This window comes from Agrobacterium sp. LR_9 (assembly GCF_041954855.1).
In the GTDB taxonomy this organism is placed as follows: Bacteria; Pseudomonadota; Alphaproteobacteria; order Rhizobiales; family Rhizobiaceae; genus Agrobacterium; species Agrobacterium leguminum.
Genome location: NZ_JAVAYA010000010.1, coordinates 139,293 through 162,434, shown reverse-complemented (window position 1 = coordinate 162,434; position 23,142 = coordinate 139,293). Strand labels below are relative to the sequence as shown.

At 59.6% G+C, this 23,142-nt stretch carries 23 protein-coding genes; 18 read left to right on the top strand and 5 right to left on the bottom strand.

Annotated features, from left to right (window positions below; translation table 11 throughout):
• The first annotated feature begins 139 nt into the window (after positions 1-139).
• The gene (locus RAC79_RS13980) at positions 140-286 is read left to right on the top strand and encodes a DUF1127 domain-containing protein (RefSeq protein WP_003521716.1); all 147 of its coding nucleotides are present in this window, start codon (positions 140-142) and stop codon (positions 284-286) included.
• 432 nt (positions 287-718) lie between these two features.
• Here the strand turns inward: RAC79_RS13980 and RAC79_RS13975 are convergent, their stop codons facing one another.
• Positions 719-1,162 carry a response regulator gene (locus tag RAC79_RS13975; protein ID WP_065657684.1) on the bottom strand — a complete coding sequence of 148 codons (444 nt, stop codon included), beginning with the start codon at positions 1,160-1,162 and terminating at the stop codon, positions 719-721.
• 477 nt (positions 1,163-1,639) lie between these two features.
• On the opposite strand from RAC79_RS13975, the gene ftsZ reads away from it, so the two are divergent.
• From ftsZ to RAC79_RS13960, 3 genes are all read left to right on the top strand, one after another.
• On the top strand, positions 1,640-2,602 hold the full coding sequence (gene ftsZ, locus RAC79_RS13970; RefSeq protein WP_003521714.1) for a cell division protein FtsZ: 963 nt from the start codon (positions 1,640-1,642) through the stop codon (positions 2,600-2,602).
• Between the two features lie 245 nt (positions 2,603-2,847).
• On the top strand, positions 2,848-3,546 hold the full coding sequence (locus tag RAC79_RS13965) for a GntR family transcriptional regulator (RefSeq protein ID WP_031234148.1): 699 nt from the start codon (positions 2,848-2,850) through the stop codon (positions 3,544-3,546).
• Positions 3,547-3,655: 109 nt separating this feature from the next.
• Positions 3,656-4,621, top strand: coding sequence for a dihydrodipicolinate synthase family protein (locus RAC79_RS13960; RefSeq protein WP_003521712.1), 966 nt, complete (start codon positions 3,656-3,658; stop codon positions 4,619-4,621).
• Positions 4,622-4,910: 289 nt separating this feature from the next.
• Here the strand turns inward: RAC79_RS13960 and RAC79_RS13955 are convergent, their stop codons facing one another.
• Positions 4,911-5,948 carry an Ldh family oxidoreductase gene (locus RAC79_RS13955; protein ID WP_374997164.1) on the bottom strand — a complete coding sequence of 346 codons (1,038 nt, stop codon included), beginning with the start codon at positions 5,946-5,948 and terminating at the stop codon, positions 4,911-4,913.
• Positions 5,949-6,388: 440 nt separating this feature from the next.
• On the opposite strand from RAC79_RS13955, the gene RAC79_RS13950 reads away from it, so the two are divergent.
• From RAC79_RS13950 to RAC79_RS13920, 7 genes are all read left to right on the top strand, one after another.
• Entirely contained in the window at positions 6,389-7,195 is an 807-nt protein-coding gene (locus RAC79_RS13950; protein WP_003521709.1) for a transporter substrate-binding domain-containing protein, read from the top strand.
• A 72-nt stretch (positions 7,196-7,267) separates the two neighbouring features.
• On the top strand, positions 7,268-7,933 hold the full coding sequence (locus tag RAC79_RS13945; protein WP_078053901.1) for an amino acid ABC transporter permease: 666 nt from the start codon (positions 7,268-7,270) through the stop codon (positions 7,931-7,933).
• 12 nt (positions 7,934-7,945) lie between these two features.
• Positions 7,946-8,599, top strand: coding sequence for an amino acid ABC transporter permease (locus RAC79_RS13940; RefSeq protein ID WP_078053900.1), 654 nt, complete (start codon positions 7,946-7,948; stop codon positions 8,597-8,599).
• Entirely contained in the window at positions 8,592-9,314 is a 723-nt protein-coding gene (locus RAC79_RS13935) for an amino acid ABC transporter ATP-binding protein (protein WP_078053899.1), read from the top strand. Before RAC79_RS13940 ends, RAC79_RS13935 begins: the two co-directional genes overlap by 8 nt.
• Positions 9,314-10,555: an FAD-binding oxidoreductase gene (locus RAC79_RS13930; protein ID WP_078053898.1), complete on the top strand. Its 1,242-nt coding sequence runs from the start codon at positions 9,314-9,316 to the stop codon at positions 10,553-10,555. The genes RAC79_RS13935 and RAC79_RS13930 overlap by 1 nt, the downstream gene beginning before the upstream one ends.
• A 12-nt stretch (positions 10,556-10,567) precedes the next feature.
• Complete coding sequence (locus RAC79_RS13925) at positions 10,568-12,277, top strand: aconitase X (protein WP_078053897.1); 1,710 nt, start codon at positions 10,568-10,570, stop codon at positions 12,275-12,277.
• A 10-nt stretch (positions 12,278-12,287) separates the two neighbouring features.
• Positions 12,288-13,316 (top strand): proline racemase family protein, encoded by a 1,029-nt coding sequence (locus RAC79_RS13920; protein WP_078053896.1) that lies wholly within the window; start codon positions 12,288-12,290, stop codon positions 13,314-13,316.
• A 62-nt stretch (positions 13,317-13,378) separates the two neighbouring features.
• Here RAC79_RS13920 and RAC79_RS13915 read toward each other — a convergent pair whose 3' ends face one another.
• Both RAC79_RS13915 and RAC79_RS13910 read right to left on the bottom strand, forming a co-directional pair.
• A complete protein-coding gene (locus RAC79_RS13915; protein ID WP_174037898.1) occupies positions 13,379-14,401 on the bottom strand; it encodes a LacI family DNA-binding transcriptional regulator in 1,023 nt (340 codons plus the stop codon).
• 157 nt (positions 14,402-14,558) lie between these two features.
• Positions 14,559-14,879 carry a hypothetical protein gene (locus RAC79_RS13910; RefSeq protein WP_003505663.1) on the bottom strand — a complete coding sequence of 107 codons (321 nt, stop codon included), beginning with the start codon at positions 14,877-14,879 and terminating at the stop codon, positions 14,559-14,561.
• 294 nt (positions 14,880-15,173) lie between these two features.
• Between RAC79_RS13910 and RAC79_RS13905 the strand changes: the two genes are divergently transcribed.
• The 6 genes from RAC79_RS13905 (at position 15,174) to RAC79_RS13880 (ending at position 21,480) form a co-directional block, all read left to right on the top strand.
• Positions 15,174-15,977 carry a transporter substrate-binding domain-containing protein gene (locus RAC79_RS13905; protein ID WP_220317878.1) on the top strand — a complete coding sequence of 268 codons (804 nt, stop codon included), beginning with the start codon at positions 15,174-15,176 and terminating at the stop codon, positions 15,975-15,977.
• Between the two features lie 67 nt (positions 15,978-16,044).
• A complete protein-coding gene (locus RAC79_RS13900) occupies positions 16,045-16,749 on the top strand; it encodes an amino acid ABC transporter permease (protein ID WP_003505665.1) in 705 nt (234 codons plus the stop codon).
• Positions 16,746-17,405 carry an amino acid ABC transporter permease gene (locus tag RAC79_RS13895; RefSeq protein ID WP_374997163.1) on the top strand — a complete coding sequence of 220 codons (660 nt, stop codon included), beginning with the start codon at positions 16,746-16,748 and terminating at the stop codon, positions 17,403-17,405. Before RAC79_RS13900 ends, RAC79_RS13895 begins: the two co-directional genes overlap by 4 nt.
• On the top strand, positions 17,386-18,117 hold the full coding sequence (locus RAC79_RS13890) for an amino acid ABC transporter ATP-binding protein (protein ID WP_003521699.1): 732 nt from the start codon (positions 17,386-17,388) through the stop codon (positions 18,115-18,117). The genes RAC79_RS13895 and RAC79_RS13890 overlap by 20 nt, the downstream gene beginning before the upstream one ends.
• A gap of 23 nt (positions 18,118-18,140) precedes the next feature.
• A complete protein-coding gene (locus RAC79_RS13885) occupies positions 18,141-19,076 on the top strand; it encodes a 2-hydroxyacid dehydrogenase (RefSeq protein ID WP_374997162.1) in 936 nt (311 codons plus the stop codon).
• Between the two features lie 229 nt (positions 19,077-19,305).
• Positions 19,306-21,480: a bifunctional diguanylate cyclase/phosphodiesterase gene (locus tag RAC79_RS13880; RefSeq protein WP_174000733.1), complete on the top strand. Its 2,175-nt coding sequence runs from the start codon at positions 19,306-19,308 to the stop codon at positions 21,478-21,480.
• A 23-nt stretch (positions 21,481-21,503) separates the two neighbouring features.
• Here RAC79_RS13880 and RAC79_RS13875 read toward each other — a convergent pair whose 3' ends face one another.
• On the bottom strand, positions 21,504-21,947 hold the full coding sequence (locus RAC79_RS13875) for a hypothetical protein (protein ID WP_143240761.1): 444 nt from the start codon (positions 21,945-21,947) through the stop codon (positions 21,504-21,506).
• Between RAC79_RS13875 and RAC79_RS13870 the strand changes: the two genes are divergently transcribed.
• Positions 21,940-23,091, top strand: a complete 1,152-nt coding sequence (locus RAC79_RS13870) for a porin (protein WP_374997161.1) — start codon at positions 21,940-21,942, stop codon at positions 23,089-23,091. The genes RAC79_RS13875 and RAC79_RS13870 overlap by 8 nt on opposite strands.
• The last annotated feature ends 51 nt before the right edge of the window (positions 23,092-23,142 follow it).

The following is a 23,142-nucleotide window of genomic DNA, read 5'->3' as shown; positions in this document are numbered from 1 at the left end:
AACCCTTGCGTCTGGCGCATGGGTGGATTGCCTTATTCTGCCTGTTAATTCGTCATCGAAAAGCGCATATAGGGGGCATCAAAGGACGCCGGAACGAAAACGTTACTGACGTCACCTAAACCTCAGAAAGGGTAATGTCATGAACGTAGCACGCAGCTTCAATAACTGGCGCAAATATCGTCAGACCATCAACGAACTCGGCCGTATGAGCACCCGTGAACTGCACGATCTCGGTATCGATCGTAGCCAGATCACCAGCGTCGCCCGCGCCGCCGTTGGCAGGTAATCAAGGCGATATCGCCTCTTTTGAATGCCTAAACGCCCGCTCAGCGGGCGTTTTTGTTTTGGAGATATGGGATGCTTCTACGGCGAATATCCGGCAGATAATCCGGCGATGTCGAAGTGCGAGCCGAAGGGTGGGGTTTCTCGACGTCGGGCGATGAATATCGCCATGCAATGAATGCATATCTGTACTGCAAGCTTATGCCTGTCAAATACGCAGAAAAATGTTATCTTCCAATCATCGAAAGGGATGTACCTCCTCCCACATCCTTTTGGTAAAGCGGGTGATCCTACTCCTCCTCCCAAAGGATTGCCCCGGGGACAGCGGTTTTCCTCCTCCCATATCGCTGTTCATCTTTTCAAAAAGCCTGCCGCACCTCCTCCCGCGGCAGGCTTTTTTGTTTTCAGAAACTTGCCTTTGTCTTCAGGAAATATCTCAGTCGAAAGCCATCATGCCGATGGGCGTCACGGCGTGGGCGCCTGCACGTTTGGCAAGGGCATAGGCGAGGCACTGCTCCACGGCATCCTGCGGCACGGGTTTGGCGATTACGCCGGCGCCGATGCCGAGATTGACGACGACTTCGGGGTTTGCCGTCATGAAGATCACCACCACGCCATGATCTTGTGAAAGCCGCCGTCCGATTTCCGGGCCGGTCTGTCCGTCTGCAAGGTTGACGTCGACAAAGGCGATATCGGCGCGGCTGCCAAGCGCCACGGCGTCTTCCAGCCGGTTGGCGATACCGATGACATCTGCCTCTTCTTCCGCCTGCAAAATGGAATCCTCTATATCCATGGCGATGAGGAATTCGTCTTCCACGATCAGCACACGCGGCTGTTCCGTGCGGAAACCCGGTTCGTTTTGCAAGACGTCTGCCAACATATGCCTGCCTCCATTCTGTGTTTCAGAGCAACGGATTGAAAACTGAATCGCGGTTGCGGATCATCCGAGGCTTCAACTAAACCCGGAGCGGCGGGACCGGTTCCGTTTTATTTCCCGCCGCTCCAGCGCGGTCGGCATGCAAACACTTCTCGGCGCAACTCGTTCCAAAGTGAGATAAACATAGTGAATGGAGTGTAAACGGTGTGCCTTTTCGGCTATCACCTTACAAGAGCGAAGCAGTTGATTCGGTTCGGTTTTCATCCGGGGAAGGGGTCGGAGAACGTCGCCGTGGAGCATCTTTCGCCCCCTGGAACACCGTTCTTTCGCCATTATGGGGTGAAAGGCCGGCATGAAAATTCAAAGCGTTACAGCCTCTTTTCCCCATCGGGGAGGAAGCGCTGGAACCTTGCCGATCATTCGCGTGCCGCAGTCAAAGAACGGCGCGGGACCCTATGAGTTTAGAAAGAGAATAAGACGATGACCCAGTCTCCGCGCGCCACCATTGCCCGCAACACGCCCAATATCGCCGTCGTCGGCGTCGGTGGCGGTGGCGGCAACGCGATCAACAACATGATTGCCGAGGGCATCGGTGGCGTCGATTTCATCGCCGCCAATACGGATGCGCAGGCGCTGAAGAAGACCAACGCGCCGCGGCTCGTGCAGCTCAGCTCCGAACTGACCGGCGGGCTCGGCGCAGGCGCCGATCCCGAGGTTGGCCGGCAGGCAGCGATCGATTCACTTGACGAGATCATGGATCACCTGAGTGGCTACGACATGTGTTTCATCACCGCCGGCATGGGCGGCGGCACCGGCACGGGCGCTGCCCCCGTCATCGCCGAAGCCTGCCGGGCGAAGAACATCCTCACCGTCGGTGTCGTGACGCTTCCCTTCAGTTTCGAAGGCGCGCGCCGCATGCGGGCTGCCGAATATGGCTTCGCCAACCTGCTCAACACGGCAGATACCGTCATCGTCATCCCCAACCAGAACCTGCTGCGCATTGCCGATGCCGGCACGACCTTCGAAAATGCGCTGAAGACGGCTGACAAGGTTCTGTCGCTTGGCGTGCGCTGCATCACCGATCTCATCCTGCGCGAAGGCCTGGTCAATCTCGATTTCGCCGATGTGCGCTATGTCATGAAGAATGGCGGCCGGGCGCTGATGGGCACGGCGCAGGCCAAGGGTGAAAAGCGCGCCTCGGAAGCGGCGGCCGCAGCCATTGCCAACCCGCTGCTCGGCGAACCGTCGCTGAAAGAAGCACGCGGCGCATTGGTTTCCATCTCCGGCGGCAACGATCTGACGCTCTATGAAATCGATGAGGCAATGACGCTGGTGCGCGAGGCGGTCAGCGAAGAAACCGATGTGGTGATGGGCGCTTCTTTCGACCCGACGCTGGACGGCGCTTTCAAGATTTCGGTCGTCGCCACCGGCCTGCGCAACTGAGGCTTGCCTGAGAAGCGGCGTACTCTTTGCTTCCCAGGGAAATCGCCTTCTTGAGTTGGCGATACCCTAAAAACAGCGTCCACGCCACAAACTGAACGTTCAAAAGCCGTCGCGGGCAATTTTCGCGACGGCTTTTTATTGTTTTTGAACAATTATTCCGCCATTCGAAGCGGCTGTGGTGCTGCGCGGCGTTGATCGGGAAAAAATATAATAGTACTCTTTATGTCGACAAGAGGGATTTGATGATGACGGATATAATTGCTTCTGCCGAGCGCAAGCGCGGCTCCGGCGTGAAGATGGTCTATGATCTGCTGCGCGACGAGATTCTCGATCTGGTTCTGCCGCCGGGCAGCCCCATCGATGAGGTGCAACTTGCCGAAAGATTCAAGATGTCGCGCACGCCGATCCGCGAGGCGCTGGTGCGGCTTTCGGGTGAGGGGCTGATCGATACGCTGCCAAACCGTTCGACCATGGTGTCGAATATCGATTTCCTCAACATGCACACCTATTTCGATGCGCTGGTGCTGATGTATCGGGTAACGACGCAGCTTGCCGCGCAATATCACCGCCCGGAGGATCTGGCCGGCATCCGCGCCCATAATGCGGAATTCGCCATTGCGGTGGAGGAGCAGGATGCGCTGGCGATGATTTCCACCAATGCCGCCCTTCACCTTTCCATCGCCGAAGCCGGGCGTAACCCCTATTTCACCAGCCTGTTCAAGCGGCTACTGGACGAGGGGCGACGCATTCTCAGGCTTTATTATCAGTCCTATGACGATCGTTTGCCGAAGCGCTTCGTCGACGATCATGATGAGATCATCGCTGCTATCGCTGCGCGCGATACCGTTCTTTCCGAGAAACTGGCCCGCGAGCATGCCGAACAGATCGTGCGGCAGGTGCAGAAACTACTGGTGCGAAACGAGCGTCTGGAAATAAATCTGTAGCTTGTCGATTTCTTGTCGACAAATAAAATACAAGATTGTAATGTCCTTGTCGAAAGGGTGGCGCGGAGGTGCGTCCATTCCTGAAAAACATGTCCCTTAGGAGCTTGAAATGACGGCCAGCATTTTTTCCGGCGTGATTCCCGCCTTGATGACCCCCTGCAAGGATGATCGCACCCCTGATTTCGATGCGCTTGTTCGCAAGGGCAAGGAACTGATCGCCGATGGCATGTCGGCCGTCGTTTATTGCGGCTCCATGGGCGACTGGCCGCTCCTGACGGACGAGCAGCGCATGGAAGGCGTGGAGCGCCTGGTGAAAGCCGGCATTCCGGTTATCGTCGGCACCGGCGCGGTCAACACGGCCTCTGCCGTTGCCCATGCCGCTCACGCCCAGAAGGTTGGCGCCAAGGGCCTGATGGTCATTCCGCGCGTCCTGTCGCGCGGTTCGGTCATCGCCGCCCAGAAGGCCCACTTCAAGGCCATCCTCTCGGCCGCACCGGAAATCCCGGCCGTCATCTACAACAGCCCCTATTACGGCTTCGCTACCCGCGCCGATCTCTTTTTCGCGCTGCGCGCCGAGCACAAGAACCTCGTCGGCTTCAAGGAATTCGGCGGCCCGGCCGATATGCGTTACGCCGCTGAAAACATCACCAGCCGCGATGACGACGTCACCCTGATGATCGGCGTCGATACCGCCGTCTTCCACGGCTTCGTCAATTGCGGCGCCACCGGCGCCATCACCGGCATCGGCAATGTTCTGCCGAAGGAAGTCATTCATCTCTGCAAGCTGTCGCAGGCCGCCGCCAAGGGCGATGCAGATGCCCGCGCCCGCGCGCTGGAGCTGGAACAGGCGCTCGCCGTTCTCTCGTCCTTCGATGAAGGCCCGGATCTGGTTCTCTATTTCAAGCACATGATGGTGCTGAAGGGCGACAAGGAATACACGCTGCACTTCAACGAAACCGACGCCCTGACCGACAGCCAGCGCGGTTATGTCGAGGCGCAGTTCAAGCTGTTCAACAGCTGGTATGCCGACTGGAGCAAGCTTCCCGGCGCCGTTCAGGCCTGCAAGGCTGCCTGATCAGTCGCTGACGTGAAAACAAAAGGCCCGCAACTGCGGGCCTTTTTTGCATTTATGAGATTTGATGTCTCTTTTCCGTCATGCCGGACTAGATCCGGCATCCAGCCACGGCGCGTCTGCGCCGTGAAAGGACTCTTCCGCGATCAAGGACTTGATCGCGCTGGACCCCGGATCTAGTCCGGGGTGACGGAGCGGGGATGCTATGCAGTCGCAAAGAAAGCTGAGTGACGCTGTCGTTATGAGAAAGCCCGCGATTGCGGGCTTTTTTTATTTCCACATCCAAACGCGGTCAGGAAACCGCGTCCAGCCCCTTTTCCAACAGCCGGTCGAGCCCGGCCATTTCGGCGGCGGTGAGGGTAATGCCTTCGCTTTCGGACTTCGCGCGTGCAGTGAAGCGGCGGCCCGAGGGCAGGCGGGCGCCCTGGCCGATGATGGCGTCGAACAGCACTTCCGCGCGCTGGAAAGGATCGCCGGGGCGCCCCTTGGCGAAGGCCTCAGGCGAAAAAGCGACGATCAGCTCGCCATGGGTCGGGGCAAGCGTGGTGGTGCCGAGAAATTCGAGCGCTTCGGGGCTGGTGAGATCGCCGATCATGATGCCGGCGAGAAGCTCGATCATCGTGCCGATGGCCGATCCCTTGTGGCCGCCAAAGGGCAGCATGGAGCCGGCAAGGGCCGCTTCCGGGTCAGTCGTCGGCTTGCCGTCGGCATCCAGAGCCCAGCCTTTTGGCAGGGGCTTTCCGGCCCGCCGGTGTAGTTCTATTTCACCTCGGGCCGCAACCGAGGTCGCGAAATCAAAGACATAAGGGGAGGTGTCCTTGCGCGGCCAGCCGAAGGCAAAGGGGTTGGTGCCAAGCAGAGGCTTGGTTCCGCCGGTGGGCGCAACGGTGGAATAGCTCGGGCACATGACCAGCCCGGCGAGACCATTCGAGGTAAGGCCCTCGACTTCCGGCCAGAGCGCCGAGAAATGCGTGCAGTCATTGATGACGAGTGCAGCGATCCCCGCACGTTTCGCTCGCTCCACCAGAACCGGCAGACCAAGTTCGAAGGCGGGGTTGGCGAAGCCGCCACGGGCATTGACCTTGACGATGGCCGTGGCGTCGTCTTCAGCCACTTCAGGTATGGCGTCGGGCTTCACCTTGCCCGCCTTGACGGTGCGGAGCGCGCCTTCGATACGGTAGATGCCGTGGGACTTGCAGGCGTCCCGCTCACCGGCAGTAATGACCCGCGCCAGCGCTCCAGACTGTACATCATTCACCCCGGCCCTCAAAAAAATCGACTCGACCCGCTGGAAAAGTGCCTCAATGGTCAAAGTGGTCGTGTCGCTCATCATAGTCCTCCGATAGGGCTCGCACATTTTGAATACATAAAGTATACAAAGGCGTGAGTATTGCAACGTGTCTTTTCGATGAAGCTCAGTCAGAGCAGAAGGTGACCCTCTCAAAACGCGAAGACAACTTAAGCCGTCATTCCTGTGCTTGTCACAGAAATCCGGTCGGAGCGTCTGCGCGTCGGAAAGCCTCTTTCAGCCCAAAGATTTGGGCTGGCCAGATTCCTGTGACAAGTACAGGAAGGAGGGATTCTGGATGTCTCGCCCATCTTGTCGCTCCCCCCGCGCTGGCTTGCGTAATCATCCGCGATACCTCATCAGTTCGCACATGCAAAAATTCTTTTTGTATACTCGTTGTATTTTTATGTTGATTTATCGCCGCCATAGGGAAATAGTGACCGCGCCTTCAAGGGCAGACCAATTGTGGGAGCAAATAAAGAATGAAAAAATCGGTCATCGTCGCCGGCCTCCTGGCCGCCACTTTCGCTATTACGCCGGCCAAGGCCGACAAACTTGACGACATCATTTCGTCCGGCACGCTGCGTTGCGCCGTCGTGCTCGATTTCCCGCCCATGGGCGCGCGTGATGACGCCAACAACCCGATCGGCTTCGATGTCGATTATTGCAACGATCTTGCCAAGGCGCTCGGCGTCACGGCTGAAATCGTCGAAACGCCGTTCCCCGAGCGTATTCCGGCGCTGATGTCCGGCCGCGTCGATGTGGGCGTTGCGTCCACCTCCGATACGCTGGAGCGCGCCAAGACGGTCGGCATGACCGTGCCTTACTTCGCTTTCGAAATGGCCGTTACCGCCAACGACAAGTCGGGCATCAAGTCCTTTGAGGACATGAAGGGCAAGACGGTCGGCGCGACTGCCGGCACGTTCGAAGCCATCGCGCTCGAAAAGACGGTCAAGGAATGGGGCACTGGCGAATTCCGTCCGTACCAGACGCAGGCCGATGTGTTCCTCGCGCTCAGCCAGGGCCAGATCGACGCCACCGTCTCCACCTCGACGGTTGCGCAGTCCAACGTCAAGGGCGGCAAGTTCGCGGGCATCTCCGTGGTAGGCAAGGCGCCCTATGACATTGACTATGTCGCGCTCTTCACCAACCGTGACGAATACGGCTTCATCAACTACCTGAACCTCTTCATCAACCAGCAGGTTCGCACCGGCCGTTACGCCGAACTCTATGAAAAATGGGTTGGCGGCGAAGTTCCTTCGCTCACCGTCAACGGCGTTTATCGCTGATCAGGACTTTTCGTAAACGGCGCGGTCAAGATGATCGCGCCGTTGATCGTTTCTGAAAAGGCGGGACGCTTAATGTTCAATTATACATTCCACTGGAATCAGGCGCTGAAGGCTCTGCCGCAGCTTCTGGACGGTGCGGTGGTGACGCTGCAGATCGCCATTCTGTCGATGGTGATCGGTCTTTCCTGCGCCATCGTGCTGACGCTGTTCCGGCTCTCCGGCAACCGCATTCTCGGCGCTTTCGCCGCCGTCTGGGTGGAAGTCGCCCGCAACACGCCGGCGCTGTTCCAGATTTACATGGCCCATTTCGGCCTTGGCAATTTCGGCATTCACCTCAGCCCCTATACGGCGCTTCTGGTCGGTATAGCCTTCAACAACGCCGGTTATCTCGCGGAAAATTTTCGCGGCGCGCTAAAGGCCATTCCCGATACGCAGACGCGCTCCGGCCGTTCGCTCGGCATGACCTCGATGCAAACCTTCCGGCTTATCATCCTGCCACAGATGCTGCGCGTCGCCTTTCTGCCGGCCACCAACCAGATGGTCTGGGCAATCCTCATGACCTCGCTCGGCGTCACGGTCGGCATGAATACGGATCTCGCCGGCGTCACGCAGGCGCTCAATGCGCGCTCGTTCCGCACCTTCGAATTTTTCGCGCTCGCCGCGGTCATCTATTACGTGATCGCCAAGATCGTCACGCTCGCCGCCCGTCTGCTGGCAGCGCGTCTGTTCCGTTATTGAGAGAGGTGAGCCATGTTTGAAACCGCTCTCACCTGGAGTGATCTCGCCTTCCTGGCCAAGGGTGCCGGTATGACGCTTGCCGTCACCGCCGTCGCCGTCACGGCGGGCACCATCATGGGGATCATCTTCGGTATCATCCGTGTCCAGTTCGGCCCCTATTGGTCGCTGCCGCTGACCTTCGTGCTGGATATTTTCCGTTCCGTGCCGCTGCTCATCCAGCTCGTGCTCGGCAACGCCTTCCAGTCGATCGCCAAGCTCGGCTGGCCGCCATTCACCACCTCCTGCGTGGTGCTGTCGCTTTATACGGCGGCCTATTGCACCGAGATCGTGCGCGGCGGCATCGATGCCGTGCCGTCGAATACGCGCCGCGCCTGCCGTTCGCTGGGCATGACCTGGTCGCAGGACATGCGCTACATCGTGCTGCCGCTCGCCACCCGCGTGTCGCTGCCCGCATGGATCGGGCTCACGCTCGGTGTCATGAAGGATTCGGCCCTGGTGCTCTGGCTCGGCCTCATCGAGCTTCTGCGCGCCTCGCAGATCCTCGTCACCCGCCTGCAGGAACCGCTGACGATCCTGATGATCTGCGGCGCCATCTACTTCCTTATCAGTTTCCCCATCGCCCGTTTCGGCGGGTATCTCGAAAGACGGTGGTCCCCCAATGATTGAGATCGAAAACGTCCGCAAATCCTTCGGCCCGCTGGAGGTTCTGAAAGGGATCAACCTCACCGTCAACAAGGGCGAGGTGGTCACCATCATCGGCGGCTCCGGTTCCGGCAAGTCGACGTTGCTGACCTGCATCAACGGCCTGGAGCCGATCGATAGCGGCAAGATCGTCATCGACGGCACGGAAGTGCATGCGAAGTCCACGGACCTCAACAAGCTGCGCCGCAAGGTCGGCATCGTCTTCCAGCAGTGGAACGCGTTTCCGCATCTGACAGTGCTTGAAAATGTCATGCTGGCGCCGCGCAAGGTGCTCGGGATTTCCAGGGAGCAGGCCGAGGAGATCGCGGTAAAGCAATTGACCCATGTGGGTCTTGCCGAAAAGCTGAAGGTCTATCCGAACCGCATGTCGGGCGGTCAGCAGCAGCGTATGGCGATTGCCCGTGCGCTTGCCATGTCGCCGGAATATATGCTGTTCGACGAAGTCACCTCGGCGCTCGACCCGATGCTGGTGGGCGAAGTGCTCGATACGCTGAAGATGCTGGCGGATGAGGGCATGACGATGATCTGCGTCACCCATGAAATGGCCTTCGCGCGTGATGTCTCGAATCGCGTTGCCTTCTTCCATCAGGGTGTGATGGCGGAAATCGGCACGCCGAACCAGCTGTTCGGCGCGCCGCAGCATGCTGAAACGCAGAAATTCCTGGCGAGCGTGCGGTAATGCCAGCCAATGATGTCATCGTCATCGGGGCCGGCGTCGTCGGCCTCTCGGCGGCAATTGCGGCGCAGGGCCGTGGCCTCTCGGTCACGGTCATCGACCGCGAGGGACCGGCGGCGGGCGCGTCCGCCGGCAATGCCGGTGCCTTCGCCTTCACCGATATCCTGCCGCTGGCATCGCCCGGCATTCTGTGGAAGGCGCCGAAGTGGCTGCTCGATCCGCTCGGTCCGCTCAGCGTGCCGCCTTCCTACGCGTTGAAAATTGCGCCGTGGATGTTCCGGTTCTGGCGGGCCTGCGCCGCTTCGAAGGTGGAGCATTCCACCGCTGCCCAGACCGCGCTGATGGATCTCGCCAAGGCCGAGCTGGAGCCGTTCCTGAAAAAGACCGATACCATCGCCATGCTGCGCAAGGAGGGCAACCTCCAGGTCTATGAAAGCGAGGTGGAATTCGAAGCCTCGCTTCCCGGCTGGAAGGCGCGCGAGCGGCACGGCATCGAGTTCCGGCATCTCAATGCCGAACAGATGGCTGAGATACAGCCCGGCATCGCGCCGCGTTTCACCTGCGGCACGTTCACGCCCGGCTGGTATTCCATCGCCGACCCCAAGCTTTATACGCTGGCGCTGGCCGAGCATTTCCGCACCATTGGCGGCCGTATCGAATGCCTCGATATCGCTTCGCTCAGGCCGCTGGAAGACGGTGTCGAGGTAGTGAGCCATGATGGGCGCACCCGCAAGGCCGCCAGGGTGGTGCTGGCGGCCGGCGCCTTTTCGCATCGCATCGCCCGTTCGCTCGGGGAAAAAATTCCGCTGGAAACCGAACGGGGGTATAATACGACCCTGCCGTCTGGCGCCTTCGATCTGCGCACGCAGGTGACCTTCGGCGGCCATGGTTTCGTCGTCACGCGGCTTTCCTCCGGCATCCGCGTCGGTGGCGCGGTGGAATTGGGCGGACTGGAGCTTCCGGCCAATTTCGCCCGTTCCGAAGCGCTGCTCACCAAGGCGAAAGCCTTCCTGCCGGGCCTGAAGACCGAAGGCGGCAAGCAGTGGATGGGCTTTCGCCCCTCGCTGCCGGACAGCCTGCCGGCCATCGGCCAAGCAAGGCACACGGCGCGGGTGGTCTACGCTTTCGGCCACGGGCATCTGGGGTTGACGCAATCGGCGGGCACGGCCCGCATCGTCGCCGATCTTCTGACGGGGCAAAAACCCGCCATCGATACAAGGGCATTTTCGCCGCAACGTTTCTGACGGGGATTTCCGATGTCTTCTTCCCTCTCGACAGCAGCCGTTCCTGAAGCCCGCAGCATTTTGGCCGGTTCGGCCGAAGGTCCCGTGATTGCGACGACCGAAGCGCTGAGTTTCTGGGGCGGGGTCGATCCCGCCACCGGCCGGGTCATCGACGTGCACCACCCGTTGCATGGCATCTGTCTCACCGGCGGTGTGCTGTTCATGCCCACCAGCCGTGGCTCCTGCACCGGTTCGGGCGTCTTGCTCGATCTTATCCTGACGGGCCGTGCGCCCTCGGCGCTGGTCTTCTGCGAGGCCGAAGACGTGCTGACGCTGGGCGCGCTGATCGCCGCGGAAATGTTCGGCAAGCCTTTGCCGGTGCTGCGCCTCGACGCGGAAAATTTCGCCCGGTTTTCCAAAGCCGTTCATGTCCGTATCGATGAGAAGGCCATTGAAGCCGATGGCGTTTCCCTTGCCATCACCCCGCCGGCGACGGCGCATCTCGATCTTGGGGATGACGACCGGGCCAAGCTCGAAGGACGCGATGGCATCGCCGTGCAGCAGGCCATGCGCATCACCGTCGCCATGGCCGCCCAGCAGGGGGCATCGGCGCTTGTCGATGTCACGCAGGGCCATATTGATGGCTGCATCTATGCCAGCCCCGCCAATCTCACCTTCGCGGAAAAAATGGCGGAGATGGGCGCGAAGGTACGGGTGCCGACGACCATGAACGCCATTTCGGTGGACAAGGCGCATTGGCGTTCGCAGGGCATGCCGGAGGATTTCGGCGACCCGGCCGCAAGGCTGGCGGATGCCTATGTGCGCATGGGCTGTCGCCCGACTTTCACCTGTTCGCCTTACCTGCTCGACAGCGCGCCGCAGGCCGGCGACATGATCGCCTGGGCCGAATCGAACGCGGTGATCTTCGCCAATACGGTGCTTGGCGCGCGCACGGCGAAACATCCGGATTTTCTCGATCTCTGCATCGCGCTGACGGGCAGGGCGCCGCTTGCCGGCGTCTATCTGGAGGAAAATCGCCGTCCTCAGCGCATCCTCAATGTGGCTTTGCCGCAGGGTGTGGATGATGCCTTCTGGCCGCTCGTCGGTTATCTGGCGGGCAAGGCCGCGCCGGATTGCATTCCGCTGCTGCGCGGCCTTGGCCCTGCGAAGCCGTCACGGGATGATCTAAAGGCGCTTTGCGCGGCTTTCGGCACCACATCCGCTGCGCCCATGCTTCATATAGAGGGCGTAACGCCGGAAGCCGGTCTTCCGCCTCTTGAAACGGCCGATATCGTCACTGTCTCACCCTCCGATATGGCCGCCGGCTGGTCGCTTCTCAATGAAGGGCCGGAAGAGGTGCAACTTGTCGCCATCGGCAGTCCGCACGCCTCGCTGGAGGAGTGCCACGCGCTTGCGGCTGAATTTGCAGGCCGCCGGCGTCACGCGGATGTCGCCGTCATCGTCACAGCCGGCCAGCAGGTCATCGATGCGGCCGGGCTGGACGGCACCCTGCAAAGCCTGCACGACAGCGGTGTGCAGGTGCTGCCTGATCTTTGCTGGTGCTCCATTTCCGAGCCGGTCTTCCCGACGAAGACCCGTGCCCTGATGACCAATTCCGGCAAATACGCCCATTACGGACCCGGCCTCAGCGGTCGCGCAGTGCGCTTCGGCAGCCTTGCCGATTGCGTGGAAAGTGCGCTGACCGGCCGTGCTCCATCCCTTCTTCCTTCATGGCTTTCCTAAGGAGTTTCGAATGCGCAGCATCAAGACCGTTCATGTCATTTCCGCCCATGCGGAAGGGGAAGTCGGTGACGTGATCGTCGGCGGTGTCAGGCCGCCGCCGGGCGAGACGATCTGGGAGCAGAGCCGCTTCATCGCGCGCGATGAGACCCTGCGCAATTTCGTGCTCAACGAGCCGCGTGGCGGCGTGTTCCGGCACGTTAACCTGCTGGTGCCGCCGAAACATCCCGATGCGGATGCCGCCTTCATCATCATGGAGCCGGAAGACACGCCGCCCATGTCCGGCTCCAACTCCATCTGCGTTTCCACCGTACTTCTGGATGGCGGCATCGTACCGATGCAGGAGCCGGAAACCCATATGCTGCTGGAAGCGCCAGGCGGGCTGGTGAAAGTGCGCGCCGAATGCCGCAACGGCAAGGCCGAGCGCATTTTCGTGCAGAACCTGCCCAGCTTTGCCGCAAAGCTCGATGTCGAACTCGAGGTTGAAGGCCTCGGTACGCTGAAAGTGGACACGGCCTATGGCGGCGACAGCTTCGTCGTCGTCGATGCCGAAGCTATGGGCTTTAGCCTGAAGCCGGAAGAGGCGCATGAGATTGCCCGCCTCGGCGTGCGCATCACCAATGCCGCCAACAAGGCTTTGGGCTTCGACCATCCCGAGAACCCGGACTGGCGGCATTTTTCCTTCTGCCTGTTTGCGGGCAAGGTGGAGCGCACGGCCGAAGGCCTGCGGGCAGGGGCGGCCGTCGCCATCCAGCCGGGCAAGGTGGACCGTTCGCCGACCGGCACGGCACTTTCGGCCCGCATGGCGGTGCTGCATGCACGTGGCGAAATGAAGGAGGGCGAAACCCTGACGGCGGTGTCGCTGATCGGCTCTACCTTCACCGGCCGTATTCTTGGAACGACAACGGTCGGCGACCGTCCAGCCATCCTGCCGGAAATCTCCGGTCGCGGCTGGATCACCGGTATCCACCAGCACATGCTCGACCCGTCCGATCCGTGGCCGGAAGGGTATCGTCTGACGGATACGTGGGGTGCGCGGTAAGGAGGACACGTCTCTTCTCCCTCATCCCTGTGACAAGCACAGGAATGAGGGAAGAGAGTGGATCACCCACCCAGCCGCTTCGTCGTCTCCCGCACGATCAGCTCGAAGCCGACATCCACCCTTGCGCCTTCGGGAACAACGGCATCCTTTTCTGCCTCCAGTATCGAAAGCAGCAACTCGCCCGCCCTGCGGCCGATCATCTGGGCATCGACGCGGATCGTTGAAATCGCCGGGTAACATTGCCGGCCGATATCGAAGTCGCCGAAGCCGAGGATGGAAATGCGGTCCGGGACACTGATTCCCCGTCGATGACATTCCATCAGTGCGCCGACGGCGGAAATATCCGATACGGCGAAGATGGCCTCGACATCCGGGGCCTTGGCCAGTAGCGAGCCGAGGGTCTTTGCCCCATGGTCATAGGAGACCGGGGCGCTGCCTTCGCGGATGATGAGATCGTCGGCAATGCCGGCTTCCCGCAGGGCCGCGCCAAAACCGAGCAGGCGGCTTTCGCCGCGCCAGTCCTTCACATCGCCATCGGCCCTCGATCCGAGCGCACCGATCTTCTTGAAGCCAAGCGATATCAGATGCTTGGCGGCAGTTCTTCCCACTTCGTAGTTGGAAAAACCGACCGCATGGTCGATCGGGTGTTCGGGAACATCCCAGATTTCCACGATCGGGATACCGGCGCGCATCAGCACCTCGCTCGCCATCTTGGTATGCACCGTGCCGGCGACGACGATGGCATCGGGGCGGCGCTCCATCATGGTGCGGATGACGCGTTCTTCCTCCTGCAGATCGTACATGGTGTAGCCGATGAGCAACTGGTAATCGGCCGCGCGCAGCGCATTGGCAAGCCCCTGTGCGCTATCGGCGAAGTTGGAGTTGGTGAGCGTCGGCAGGATGGCGGTGATGAAATTGGTGCGGCGGGAAGAGAGCGAACCGGCGATGCGGTCCGGCACATAGCCCAGCTTCTCGATGGCTTTCATCACCTTCTGGCGGGTCTCTTCCGACACCAGGGCGGGATCGGCCAGCACCCGCGAAACGGTCATCTTGGAGACGCCCGCGAGTTTCGAGACATCGCTCATGGTTGCTTTTTTTGACGTGACTAACGCTGCGGCCAAGGGCGTGCGCTCCACCAAAGCATGTCTCCCTAAATTCGAACCGGTTCAGGACAAGACATACACGAAGACAATAAGGGAAAGCACGCCGTATGATTGCAGATCGATGCGGCGTGCACCGGATTTATGCGACGCGGCTATAGACGAGATGGTAAAAACGCCCGTCGCACATGCTCATCATCTCATCCGTCAGCACCCGGCCTTCCAGCCGGACGGGGGAAACCAGCGCTTCCTCCACTGCTTCCATCGACGGATAGTCGATTTCCTGCACCATGATGATTGAGGCCGCGTCCGGGTCCGTGCGCTCGGTGCGCATCACCCGCACGGCCTGCGCATTCGGCATGCGTTTCCAGACCGGCAGCAATTTCTCCTCGACGATGCGGAAAAACTCCTCCTCCCGACCGGGGTGAATCCTGCCTTCGAAAATTGCCGAGCGTGTATACATGTTTCCTCCCGAATGAATGCCGACCCAAACAGTTCTGTAGATCGGACTTGCAATGATACCGATAACATGCATTATTGATCCTGCCAAGAACGTGAAGCGGTGTCGAACAGAGGAAAATCGATAACCAGCCGAAAGCATTGAATTTCATGGGAAATTCATCTGGTTTTGTGCTTTCGCAGTTTCTTGGGAGGAGTTTTTAGTCAATCGCGTTAAAATGTTATCGAGAACATTTTCCGGTTTGCGCAAGGCCGCTGTTCCATTCTGGGCAGCCACTATAAGGTTGGAGGAGAAACCATGAGCATATCCAGATTTCTGAAGAACATGACCGTCGCCGTCGGTGTTGCAGCAGCAACGCTTGCCGCCACCACGTCTGCCCAAGCCGTCTCGCTCAGCGAGATCACCGCGCGCGGCAAGGTCAAGATTGGTGTTCTGACCGGTGCGCCGCCGATGGGCATGGTGGATGAGAAAGGCAATCCCTCTGGTTACGACGTCGATGTCGCCAATCTCATTGGTTCTTATCTGTCGCTGCCGGTTGAACTGGTGCCGCTGACGCCGCCTGCGCGTATTCCCGCACTTCAGACCGGCAAGGTCGATTTCCTTGTTGCCACGCTTGCGCCGACCGGCGAGCGCGCCAAGACCGTGATGTTCACGCAGCCTTACAGCGCCTTCAACATGGACATCATTTCCGGCAAGGACCAGAAGTTCGAAAATCTCGGCAGCCTCAAGGGCAAGCGTGTTTCGGTCAATCGCGGTTCCTCGCAGGAAACCGCGCTGCGCAAGGCCAATGTCGAAGGTCTTGAAATCGTCGTTTACGAAGACGATTCCACCAGCGCCCAGGCACTGCTCGCCGGTCAGGTGGATGCTGTCGCCTTGCCGTCCACGGTTGGTGAGGCGATCATCAAGCAGCGTCCAGAAGCCGGTCTGCAGGTTGGTTTCACCTTCTTCCAGCAGGGCAACTCCATGGCGACCAAGCTTGAGGACTTCGAGCTGCGCCAATGGCTGAACACCTCCATCTACCTCATGAAGATGTCCGGCGATCTCGACCGCATCTCGGTCAAGTGGACCGGCCGTCCGCTGCCGCAATTGCCAAGCTTCTGATTGAGCCTTTCAACGCGCCCGCCGGGAAGATTTTCGGCGGGCCCGGGAAATGTCAACGGAGTGACGCATGTCCTATACATTTCAATTCGGCGCGCTCGCCCAGTATCAGAACGAGATTCTGAACGGGATATGGCTGACGATCAAGCTGTCTGTCCTGTCCATCGTGCTCGGCTGCGCTTTCGGCATTCTTTTGGCCTCGCTGCGGTCCATCAATGGCGGCATCGTCCGCATCATCGTGGACGGTTATGTGGAAGTCATCCGCAATACGCCGTTTCTCGTGCAGCTTTTCATTGTGTATTTCGGCCTGCCGGGCCTCGGCTTCAGGGTAGGGGCGGATACGGCGGCGCTGATCGGCATGACGATCAACCTCGCGGCCTATTCGACGGAAATCATCCGTGCAGGCATCGAGGCGGTGCACAAATCGCAGATCGAGGCGGGCGAGGCGCTCGGCTTCACCAAGTACCAGATCTATCGCCACGTCATCATCGTGCCGGCCATCGCCAAAGTCTATCCCTCACTATGCAGCCAGTTCGTGCTGATGATGCTGGCATCGAGCATATGTTCGGCCATTTCCACCCATGAGCTTGCGGCTGCCGCAGCCTTCGTGGAATCGCAGACCTATCGCTCCTTCGAGGTCTATATCGTCGTCACGCTCATCTATCTTGCGCTGGCGCTCAGCCTGCGGCTCATCCTTGCCCTCGTCGGCATGTGGCTGTTCGGCCGTCGCGTTGCCCGTAAGACGATGACCGCCATGCCGGAGGTGCAGTCATGACTCTTCGAACTTTCGGCTGGAACGAATTCGGCTTCCTGCTGACCGCCCTGCAATGGACCGTGCTTCTGACGATCATTGCGCTTATCGGCGGCGGCATCGTCGGCTTCTTCGTGGCGCTGGCCCGCACCTCGAATTTCAAGGCGCTGCGCATTGCGGCCGGCACTTATATCCAGGTGATCCAGGGCATTCCGGTGCTGATGATCCTGTTCCTGTCCTATTACGGCCTCAGCCTTGCCGGGCTGGAACTGCCGCCGCTCTTTGCCGCCGGCGCCTCGATGACGATCTATACATCGGGTTACCTCGCGGAAATCTGGCGCGGCTGCATCCAGGCGGTGCCGAAGCAGCAATGGGAAGCGTCGGAATCGCTGGCGCTGACCCGCGCCCAGCAATATCGCTACATCATCCTGCCGCAGGCTATCCGCATTTCGCTACCGCCGACCGTCGGTTTCGCCGTTCAGGTCGTCAAGAATACGTCCATCGCATCGATCATCGGTTTCGTCGAACTGGCGAGAGCGGGGCAGCTCATCAACAATGCCACGTTCCAGCCGTTCCGCGTCTTCGTCGCCGTGGCCGTGCTTTATTTCATCGTCTGCTACCCGTTGTCCCAGCTGTCGCGTTGGCTGGAAAGGAGGCTTCATGCCGGAAGTAATCGTTGAAAACGTTCACAAGAGCTTTGGCGCTCTGGAAGTCCTCAAAGGCGTGTCGCTGACGGTCGGCCGCGGTGAAGTCTTCGCCCTCATCGGCCGCTCGGGTTCGGGCAAGAGCACGCTGCTTCGCTGCATGAACGGGCTGGAGAAGATCAATTCCGGCCGTATCGAAATCGCCGGTCACGCCATCGGGGAAGATGCCAAGGCGCTGCGCAAGCTGCGCACCGATGTCGGCATCGTGTTCCAGAGCTACAACCTTTTCCCGCATCTGACGGTCGGCGAAAACATCATGCTTGCGCCGCGCATCGTCAAGGACGTGGCGAAATCGGAAACGAAGGATATTGCCCGCGAGGTTCTGCAACTCGTCGGCCTTTCGGAGAAATTCGATTCCTATCCGGACCAGCTGTCCGGCGGCCAGCAGCAGCGCGTGGCGATTGCCCGCTCGCTCGCCATGCGGCCGAAGGTGATGCTGTTCGATGAGGTGACCTCGGCGCTCGACCCAGAACTCACCGAGGAAGTGCTGACCGTCATGGAAAACCTCGCCAAAGACGGCATGACCATGATCCTCGTCACCCACGAAATGGCCTTTGCGCGCCGCGTGGCGACCGAAACCATCTTCATGCACAAGGGCAAGATCTGGGAGCAGGGCCGTTCTTCCGAACTCTTCGCCAACCCGCAAACGCCGGAACTCCGGCAATTCGTCAAGGCCGATGTGAAGTAGTTCACCGGCGCAAAGGAAACTTCATGACCACTGAAATCGTGCAATTGTGCCCGCTCATCCCGGCACTGGAAGGCGAACTCGCCGAGCGCTTCACCGTGCATCGCCTGTTCGAGGCTGCTGACAAGGCGGCGTTCCTTGCTGAAAAGGGTGCTTCAGTCCGCGGCGTCGTCACCGGCGGCCATATCGGCCTGCCGGCGGATATCGGCGCTGCACTTCCCAATCTTGAAATTGTCGCCATCAACGGCGTCGGTTTCGACAAGGTCGATCTGACTGACGCGAAACAGCGCGGTTTCCGCGTCTCCAACACGCCTGACGTGCTGACCGCCGATGTCGCCGACCTCGCGCTCGGCCTCGTTCTGGCGCAGGCACGCAAGCTGCCGCAGGCCGACCAGCATGTGCGCACCGGCCAATGGCTGAAGGGCGATATGGGGCTTTCCACCCGCGTGGCCGGCCGCCGTTACGGCATTTTCGGCCTCGGCCGCATCGGTCAGGCAATCGCAAAGCGGCTGGAAGGTTTCGATGCGCGCATTTCCTACACCGCCAGAAACCGCCGCGATGTCGCCTATGATTATTATGACAGCATCGAGGCGCTTGCCGCCAATTGCGACGTGCTGATCATCGCCGCCGCCGCTACTGCCGAAACGCGCCATATCGTCGATGCGGATGTGCTGAAGGCTCTCGGGCCCCAGGGTGTGCTCGTTAATGTGGCGCGCGGTTCGCTGGTGGATGAAAAGGCGCTGGTCGAAGCGCTTGCGAACGGCACGATCGCAGGTGCTGCGCTGGATGTCTTCGAGGATGAGCCGCGTGTGCCGGAAGCGCTTTTCGCCTTCGACAATGTCACGCTCGCGCCGCATGTCGGCAGCGGCACGCACCAGACGCGGCGCGCCATGGCCGATCTCGTTCTCGCCAATCTCGATGCCCATTTTGCCGGGAAAGAACTGCCGACACCGGTGGTGTGACCGTCAACGAATTGCCGCCTGTGGCCTTGACGGCGCAGCTTCGGTTGCGCCGTTTTGATTCAAGCCGGCAGGGCTTCAGGGAGGCTGCTGCAAAAGGCGGGTTTCCCGGCAATCTCCCGCCGTTGTTCATATTTATATAATACGTATAATCCTACTATTCTGCTTCCTTATAAAATGATGAGGCGGAGAGGTGCGTTCCAAAGGCCCGAAGACACCCGAAGAAAACCGGATGTCGCGAAAAAAGCGCGATGTCACCCCGTCCGCCACTCGTGACATGAGCGAAAACAGCAATCCTTCCGACCGGCACGCGCTTCTGGAAGCGATGATCGACCACGTGCCGGATTTTATCTATGCCAAGGATCTGGAAGGGCGCTTTCTTTTTGCCAATCGCGCCATCGTCACCGAAAACGGCTTTGACACGGTCGAGCAACTGATCGGGCTCACCGACTACGATATTCACGGCGAAGCGGCGCGGCGTGCCGGCATTCCCGATACCGAGGCGCGAGTGATGCGCACCGGCGAACCGGATCTCGGTTACGAAGAGCGCGCCATGCGCGGGGATATCGACCGCTGGCTCATGATGTCGCGCGTGCCGCTGAAGGACAAGGCCGGCAACATCATCGGCGTGGTCGGCGCCTCGCGGGACATAACCCAGAAAAAGGCCTCTGAAAGACTGCTTCAGGCGCAGGCGCATATTCTGGAAATGATCGTCGCGGCAGCGCGTATCGAGGATTTTCTTGAGGAATTCGTCAAGGCCATCGAAAATCTCGCGACCGGACTGGCCTGCGCGGTGCGGGTGTTCGATGCGGCGGAAGGGGAACCTTCCGTTTACGCCTCGCCGGCGCTTGCGCAGCAGGAGGGGCTGGTCGCACTTGTCTCCAGTGTCAGCGATCCTGAGAGCCTTATCCATCCGGCAGAACACATGGCCTTCAGTTTCGATATTCCCGCCAGCGAAGGCAAGGCGCATGGTTTCGTCTGGTGCATGCTGGCCGGCCGCCAGCCGGATGCGGCGCTGGTGGAGTTCATAGGTGCGGCGGCGCGCATGGCGGGGCTGGCGATCGACCGCAAAAGGGCGGCGGAACATATCGCCTTCCTGGCGGATCACGACATGCTGACCCGGCTGCCGAACCGCCGTTTCCTCGATACGAGACTGCCGGAAATACTGGCGGCGGCGGCAAAGGCGAACCGAAGGGTCGGTATCGGTTTTCTCGATCTCGACAATTTCAAGCAGATCAACGATACGCTCGGCCACAGCATCGGCGACGCATTGCTGTCGAAAACCGCCGAGCGCATTGCGAAAAGCCTCCGGAAGAACGATCTCGTTCTCAGGGTCGGCGGCGACGAGTTCGTCATCATTCTTGAAGAGCGCAGGGACGATGTCGAAAACCGCCTGCAGCGCATCCGCGCCGCTGTCTCGCAGCCATTGCGTATCGGCAATTACGATATCAGGGTCACCTGCAGCATCGGCATGGCCTTTTTCCCGGAACATGGGGAAACCACGGCGGAAATCGTCGCGGCGGCCGATCTCGCCATGTATGAGGCCAAACATACCGGGCGCGATAGCATTGCCACCTTCACCCCGAATATGGCGGATGATCTGAGAAAGAAGTTCACCCGCATCGAGGAATTGCGAAAGGCAGTAAAGAGGGACGAGTTCGTGCTGCACTTCCAGCCGCAGGTCGATCTTGTCAGCGGCCGGATCAGCGGCGTGGAGGCGCTGGTGCGCTGGCAGCACCCCACGGAAGGTCTGCTCGGTCCTGCGGAGTTCATCGGGCTTGCGGAAGAAACCGGCCTGATCGTCGAACTCGGAGAAAGCATTCTCGAAAAGGCCTGTCGTCAGGCACAGGCATGGGCCGCCGGCGGCCTGTCGCCCGTCAAAATGGCGGTCAATATCTCTCCGCGGCAGTTTCAGGGCGGGCTGGTGCAGCAGATCAGGTCGGTGCTCAAGGAAACTGGCCTTGCGCCATCCCTGCTGGAAATCGAAATCACCGAGACGCTCATCATTCAGGATGTCGAAACATCGGTGCGGATCATGCGGGCCATCAAACAGATGGGTGTCAGCCTGGCGCTGGATGATTTCGGTATCGGTTATTCCTGTCTCGGCATGCTCAAGACATTCCCGCTCTCGTGCATGAAGATAGACCGCTCGTTCCTGACCCATCTGCCGGAAAAGACCAAGGACAGCGCCATCGTCTCGATCATGATCCAGCTTGCCGGATCTCTCGGCATCGATGTCATTGCCGAAGGTGTGGAGGCCAGCGAGCAGGCGACATTTCTACGGGATGCCGGCTGCCCCTACGGTCAGGGTTATTACTTCAGTCGCCCGGTGCCGGCAGAGGCGATCGAAGACATGCTGGCGAAGACGACGATATTCGCGACCGGCTTACCCGAACACCGCCTATAAGCTGCCTCGGGCGACCGGTTGTTTCAGATCGTCCAGATATGGCTTCCAGGGAGAGGCCGGGCGGACGTTTTGTCGCCTGCATCCTTTCTTCTTCCTCGATGAAAACCACTTTGCTTCCCCATGCCCGCGCGTGCTGACGCCTCCTGATCCGGACGGGACGGGAGCGTTTGTTGTTTTTGTGTCTTATAATTTAGAAATTTAAGGCAATATTTAAAAGTAATAAATTCTATTATTTTGAAATAATAATAAGAAGTATTATATTTTAAACTATTAAATTGTTGTAATTTTACTACGAAATTGAATTGTGTACTTTGTCTGTATTTGTATTTTGTCGATTTAAATTGCGAGTCTGCGGCAACTTCTGTCATTTGCTGAATCAGCGCAGGGAAGCGGGCGGCAGGGAAAGACCAGCCCTCAAATTTGCGCATTCGTTGAAAAATTTTTGACTGGAGATTACAAATGAACATCAAGAGCCTTCTTATCGGCTCCGCTGCGGCTCTCGCAGCAGTATCCGGCGCACAGGCCGCTGACGCCATCGTCGCTGCCGAGCCGGAAGCCATGGAATATGTTCGCGTCTGCGACGCTTTCGGCACCGGCTTCTTCTACATCCCCGGCACCGAAACCTGCCTGAAGTTCGACGGTTACGTACGTTTCCAGACGGACTTCGGTCGCGGCAAGGCTGGCGACTCGGATTGGGACAGCTTCTCGCGCGCCCAGTTCAACATCGATACCCGCACCGACACCGAACTGGGCGCTCTGCGCGGCTATATCGGTTTCCGTGGCGATGCCGACCAAGACAGCAGCCGCGGCGTTGTCGTCGATCAGGCATTTATCGAGCTCAGCGGCCTCAAGGTCGGTTTCTACTACAACTGGTGGGATGATGGTCTCGCTGGCGAATATGACCAGCTCAGCTCCAACAAGACCCGTCTGAACGCTATCCGTTACACCTACGATGCCGGCTCGTTCTACGCTGGTGTTGCAGTTGAAGAACTCGAAGGCGTTATCGCTGGCAACGATGCTGATTTAGCAGCTACAGTAATCTCTGGAAGGGTTAGCGGTGGTTACACCGCCATCAACAAAACAAACAACCTCGGCGTAGCCCAAGGCAACTGGACCACCGCCAACGGAAAAAGCGCCACCGACAACAACGTCGGTATTAGCGCTATCATCGGCGGAAAGTTCGGCGCTGTTAAGGCCAACGTCCTCGGCGGTTACGACACCAATGCTGAGAATGGCGCAATCCGCGCAATCCTGACGGCAGACCTCGGTCCGGGCACGTTCGGCCTTGCTGGCGCATGGGCATCGGGTGCCAATGCATATTACGAAGAATCGGAATGGACCGTGGCCGCCGAATATTCGATCAAAGCAACCGACAAGCTGACCATCACCCCCGGCTTCCAGTACTTCGGTACGCTGGATATCGGTAAGGACGGCAAGTTCACGGGTGATCGCGATGCATGGCGCGCTGGCGTCGCTGCTGGCTACAAGATCACGTCTGGTCTCTCCACCAAGGTTGCGGTGACCTATCAGGACGTCGACGGCCGCGAAGGTCGCGACAGTGGTGCTGGCGACAGCTGGACCGGTTTCGTTCGTCTCGAGCGCGCGTTCTAATAGTCTACAAAAAGCATAGTAGGGTTAGACAACTCAGATCCACCCCGTTTC

Excerpts from the sequence above, each read along its gene's own strand:
- RAC79_RS13980 (WP_003521716.1), top strand. The coding sequence starts at position 140 with ATGAACGTAGCACGCAGCTTCAATAACTGGCGCAAATATCGTCAGACC.
- RAC79_RS13975 (WP_065657684.1), bottom strand. The coding sequence starts at position 1,162 with ATGTTGGCAGACGTCTTGCAAAACGAACCGGGTTTCCGCACGGAACAG.
- ftsZ (WP_003521714.1), top strand. The coding sequence starts at position 1,640 with ATGACCCAGTCTCCGCGCGCCACCATTGCCCGCAACACGCCCAATATC.
- RAC79_RS13965 (WP_031234148.1), top strand. The coding sequence starts at position 2,848 with ATGACGGATATAATTGCTTCTGCCGAGCGCAAGCGCGGCTCCGGCGTG.
- RAC79_RS13960 (WP_003521712.1), top strand. The coding sequence starts at position 3,656 with ATGACGGCCAGCATTTTTTCCGGCGTGATTCCCGCCTTGATGACCCCC.
- RAC79_RS13955 (WP_374997164.1), bottom strand. The coding sequence starts at position 5,948 with ATGAGCGACACGACCACTTTGACCATTGAGGCACTTTTCCAGCGGGTC.
- RAC79_RS13950 (WP_003521709.1), top strand. The coding sequence starts at position 6,389 with ATGAAAAAATCGGTCATCGTCGCCGGCCTCCTGGCCGCCACTTTCGCT.
- RAC79_RS13945 (WP_078053901.1), top strand. The coding sequence starts at position 7,268 with ATGTTCAATTATACATTCCACTGGAATCAGGCGCTGAAGGCTCTGCCG.
- RAC79_RS13940 (WP_078053900.1), top strand. The coding sequence starts at position 7,946 with ATGTTTGAAACCGCTCTCACCTGGAGTGATCTCGCCTTCCTGGCCAAG.
- RAC79_RS13935 (WP_078053899.1), top strand. The coding sequence starts at position 8,592 with ATGATTGAGATCGAAAACGTCCGCAAATCCTTCGGCCCGCTGGAGGTT.
- RAC79_RS13930 (WP_078053898.1), top strand. The coding sequence starts at position 9,314 with ATGCCAGCCAATGATGTCATCGTCATCGGGGCCGGCGTCGTCGGCCTC.
- RAC79_RS13925 (WP_078053897.1), top strand. The coding sequence starts at position 10,568 with ATGTCTTCTTCCCTCTCGACAGCAGCCGTTCCTGAAGCCCGCAGCATT.
- RAC79_RS13920 (WP_078053896.1), top strand. The coding sequence starts at position 12,288 with ATGCGCAGCATCAAGACCGTTCATGTCATTTCCGCCCATGCGGAAGGG.
- RAC79_RS13915 (WP_174037898.1), bottom strand. The coding sequence starts at position 14,401 with ATGAGCGATGTCTCGAAACTCGCGGGCGTCTCCAAGATGACCGTTTCG.
- RAC79_RS13910 (WP_003505663.1), bottom strand. The coding sequence starts at position 14,879 with ATGTATACACGCTCGGCAATTTTCGAAGGCAGGATTCACCCCGGTCGG.
- RAC79_RS13905 (WP_220317878.1), top strand. The coding sequence starts at position 15,174 with ATGAGCATATCCAGATTTCTGAAGAACATGACCGTCGCCGTCGGTGTT.
- RAC79_RS13900 (WP_003505665.1), top strand. The coding sequence starts at position 16,045 with ATGTCCTATACATTTCAATTCGGCGCGCTCGCCCAGTATCAGAACGAG.
- RAC79_RS13895 (WP_374997163.1), top strand. The coding sequence starts at position 16,746 with ATGACTCTTCGAACTTTCGGCTGGAACGAATTCGGCTTCCTGCTGACC.
- RAC79_RS13890 (WP_003521699.1), top strand. The coding sequence starts at position 17,386 with ATGCCGGAAGTAATCGTTGAAAACGTTCACAAGAGCTTTGGCGCTCTG.
- RAC79_RS13885 (WP_374997162.1), top strand. The coding sequence starts at position 18,141 with ATGACCACTGAAATCGTGCAATTGTGCCCGCTCATCCCGGCACTGGAA.
- RAC79_RS13880 (WP_174000733.1), top strand. The coding sequence starts at position 19,306 with ATGTCGCGAAAAAAGCGCGATGTCACCCCGTCCGCCACTCGTGACATG.
- RAC79_RS13870 (WP_374997161.1), top strand. The coding sequence starts at position 21,940 with ATGAACATCAAGAGCCTTCTTATCGGCTCCGCTGCGGCTCTCGCAGCA.
- RAC79_RS13875 (WP_143240761.1), bottom strand. The coding sequence starts at position 21,947 with ATGTTCATTTGTAATCTCCAGTCAAAAATTTTTCAACGAATGCGCAAA.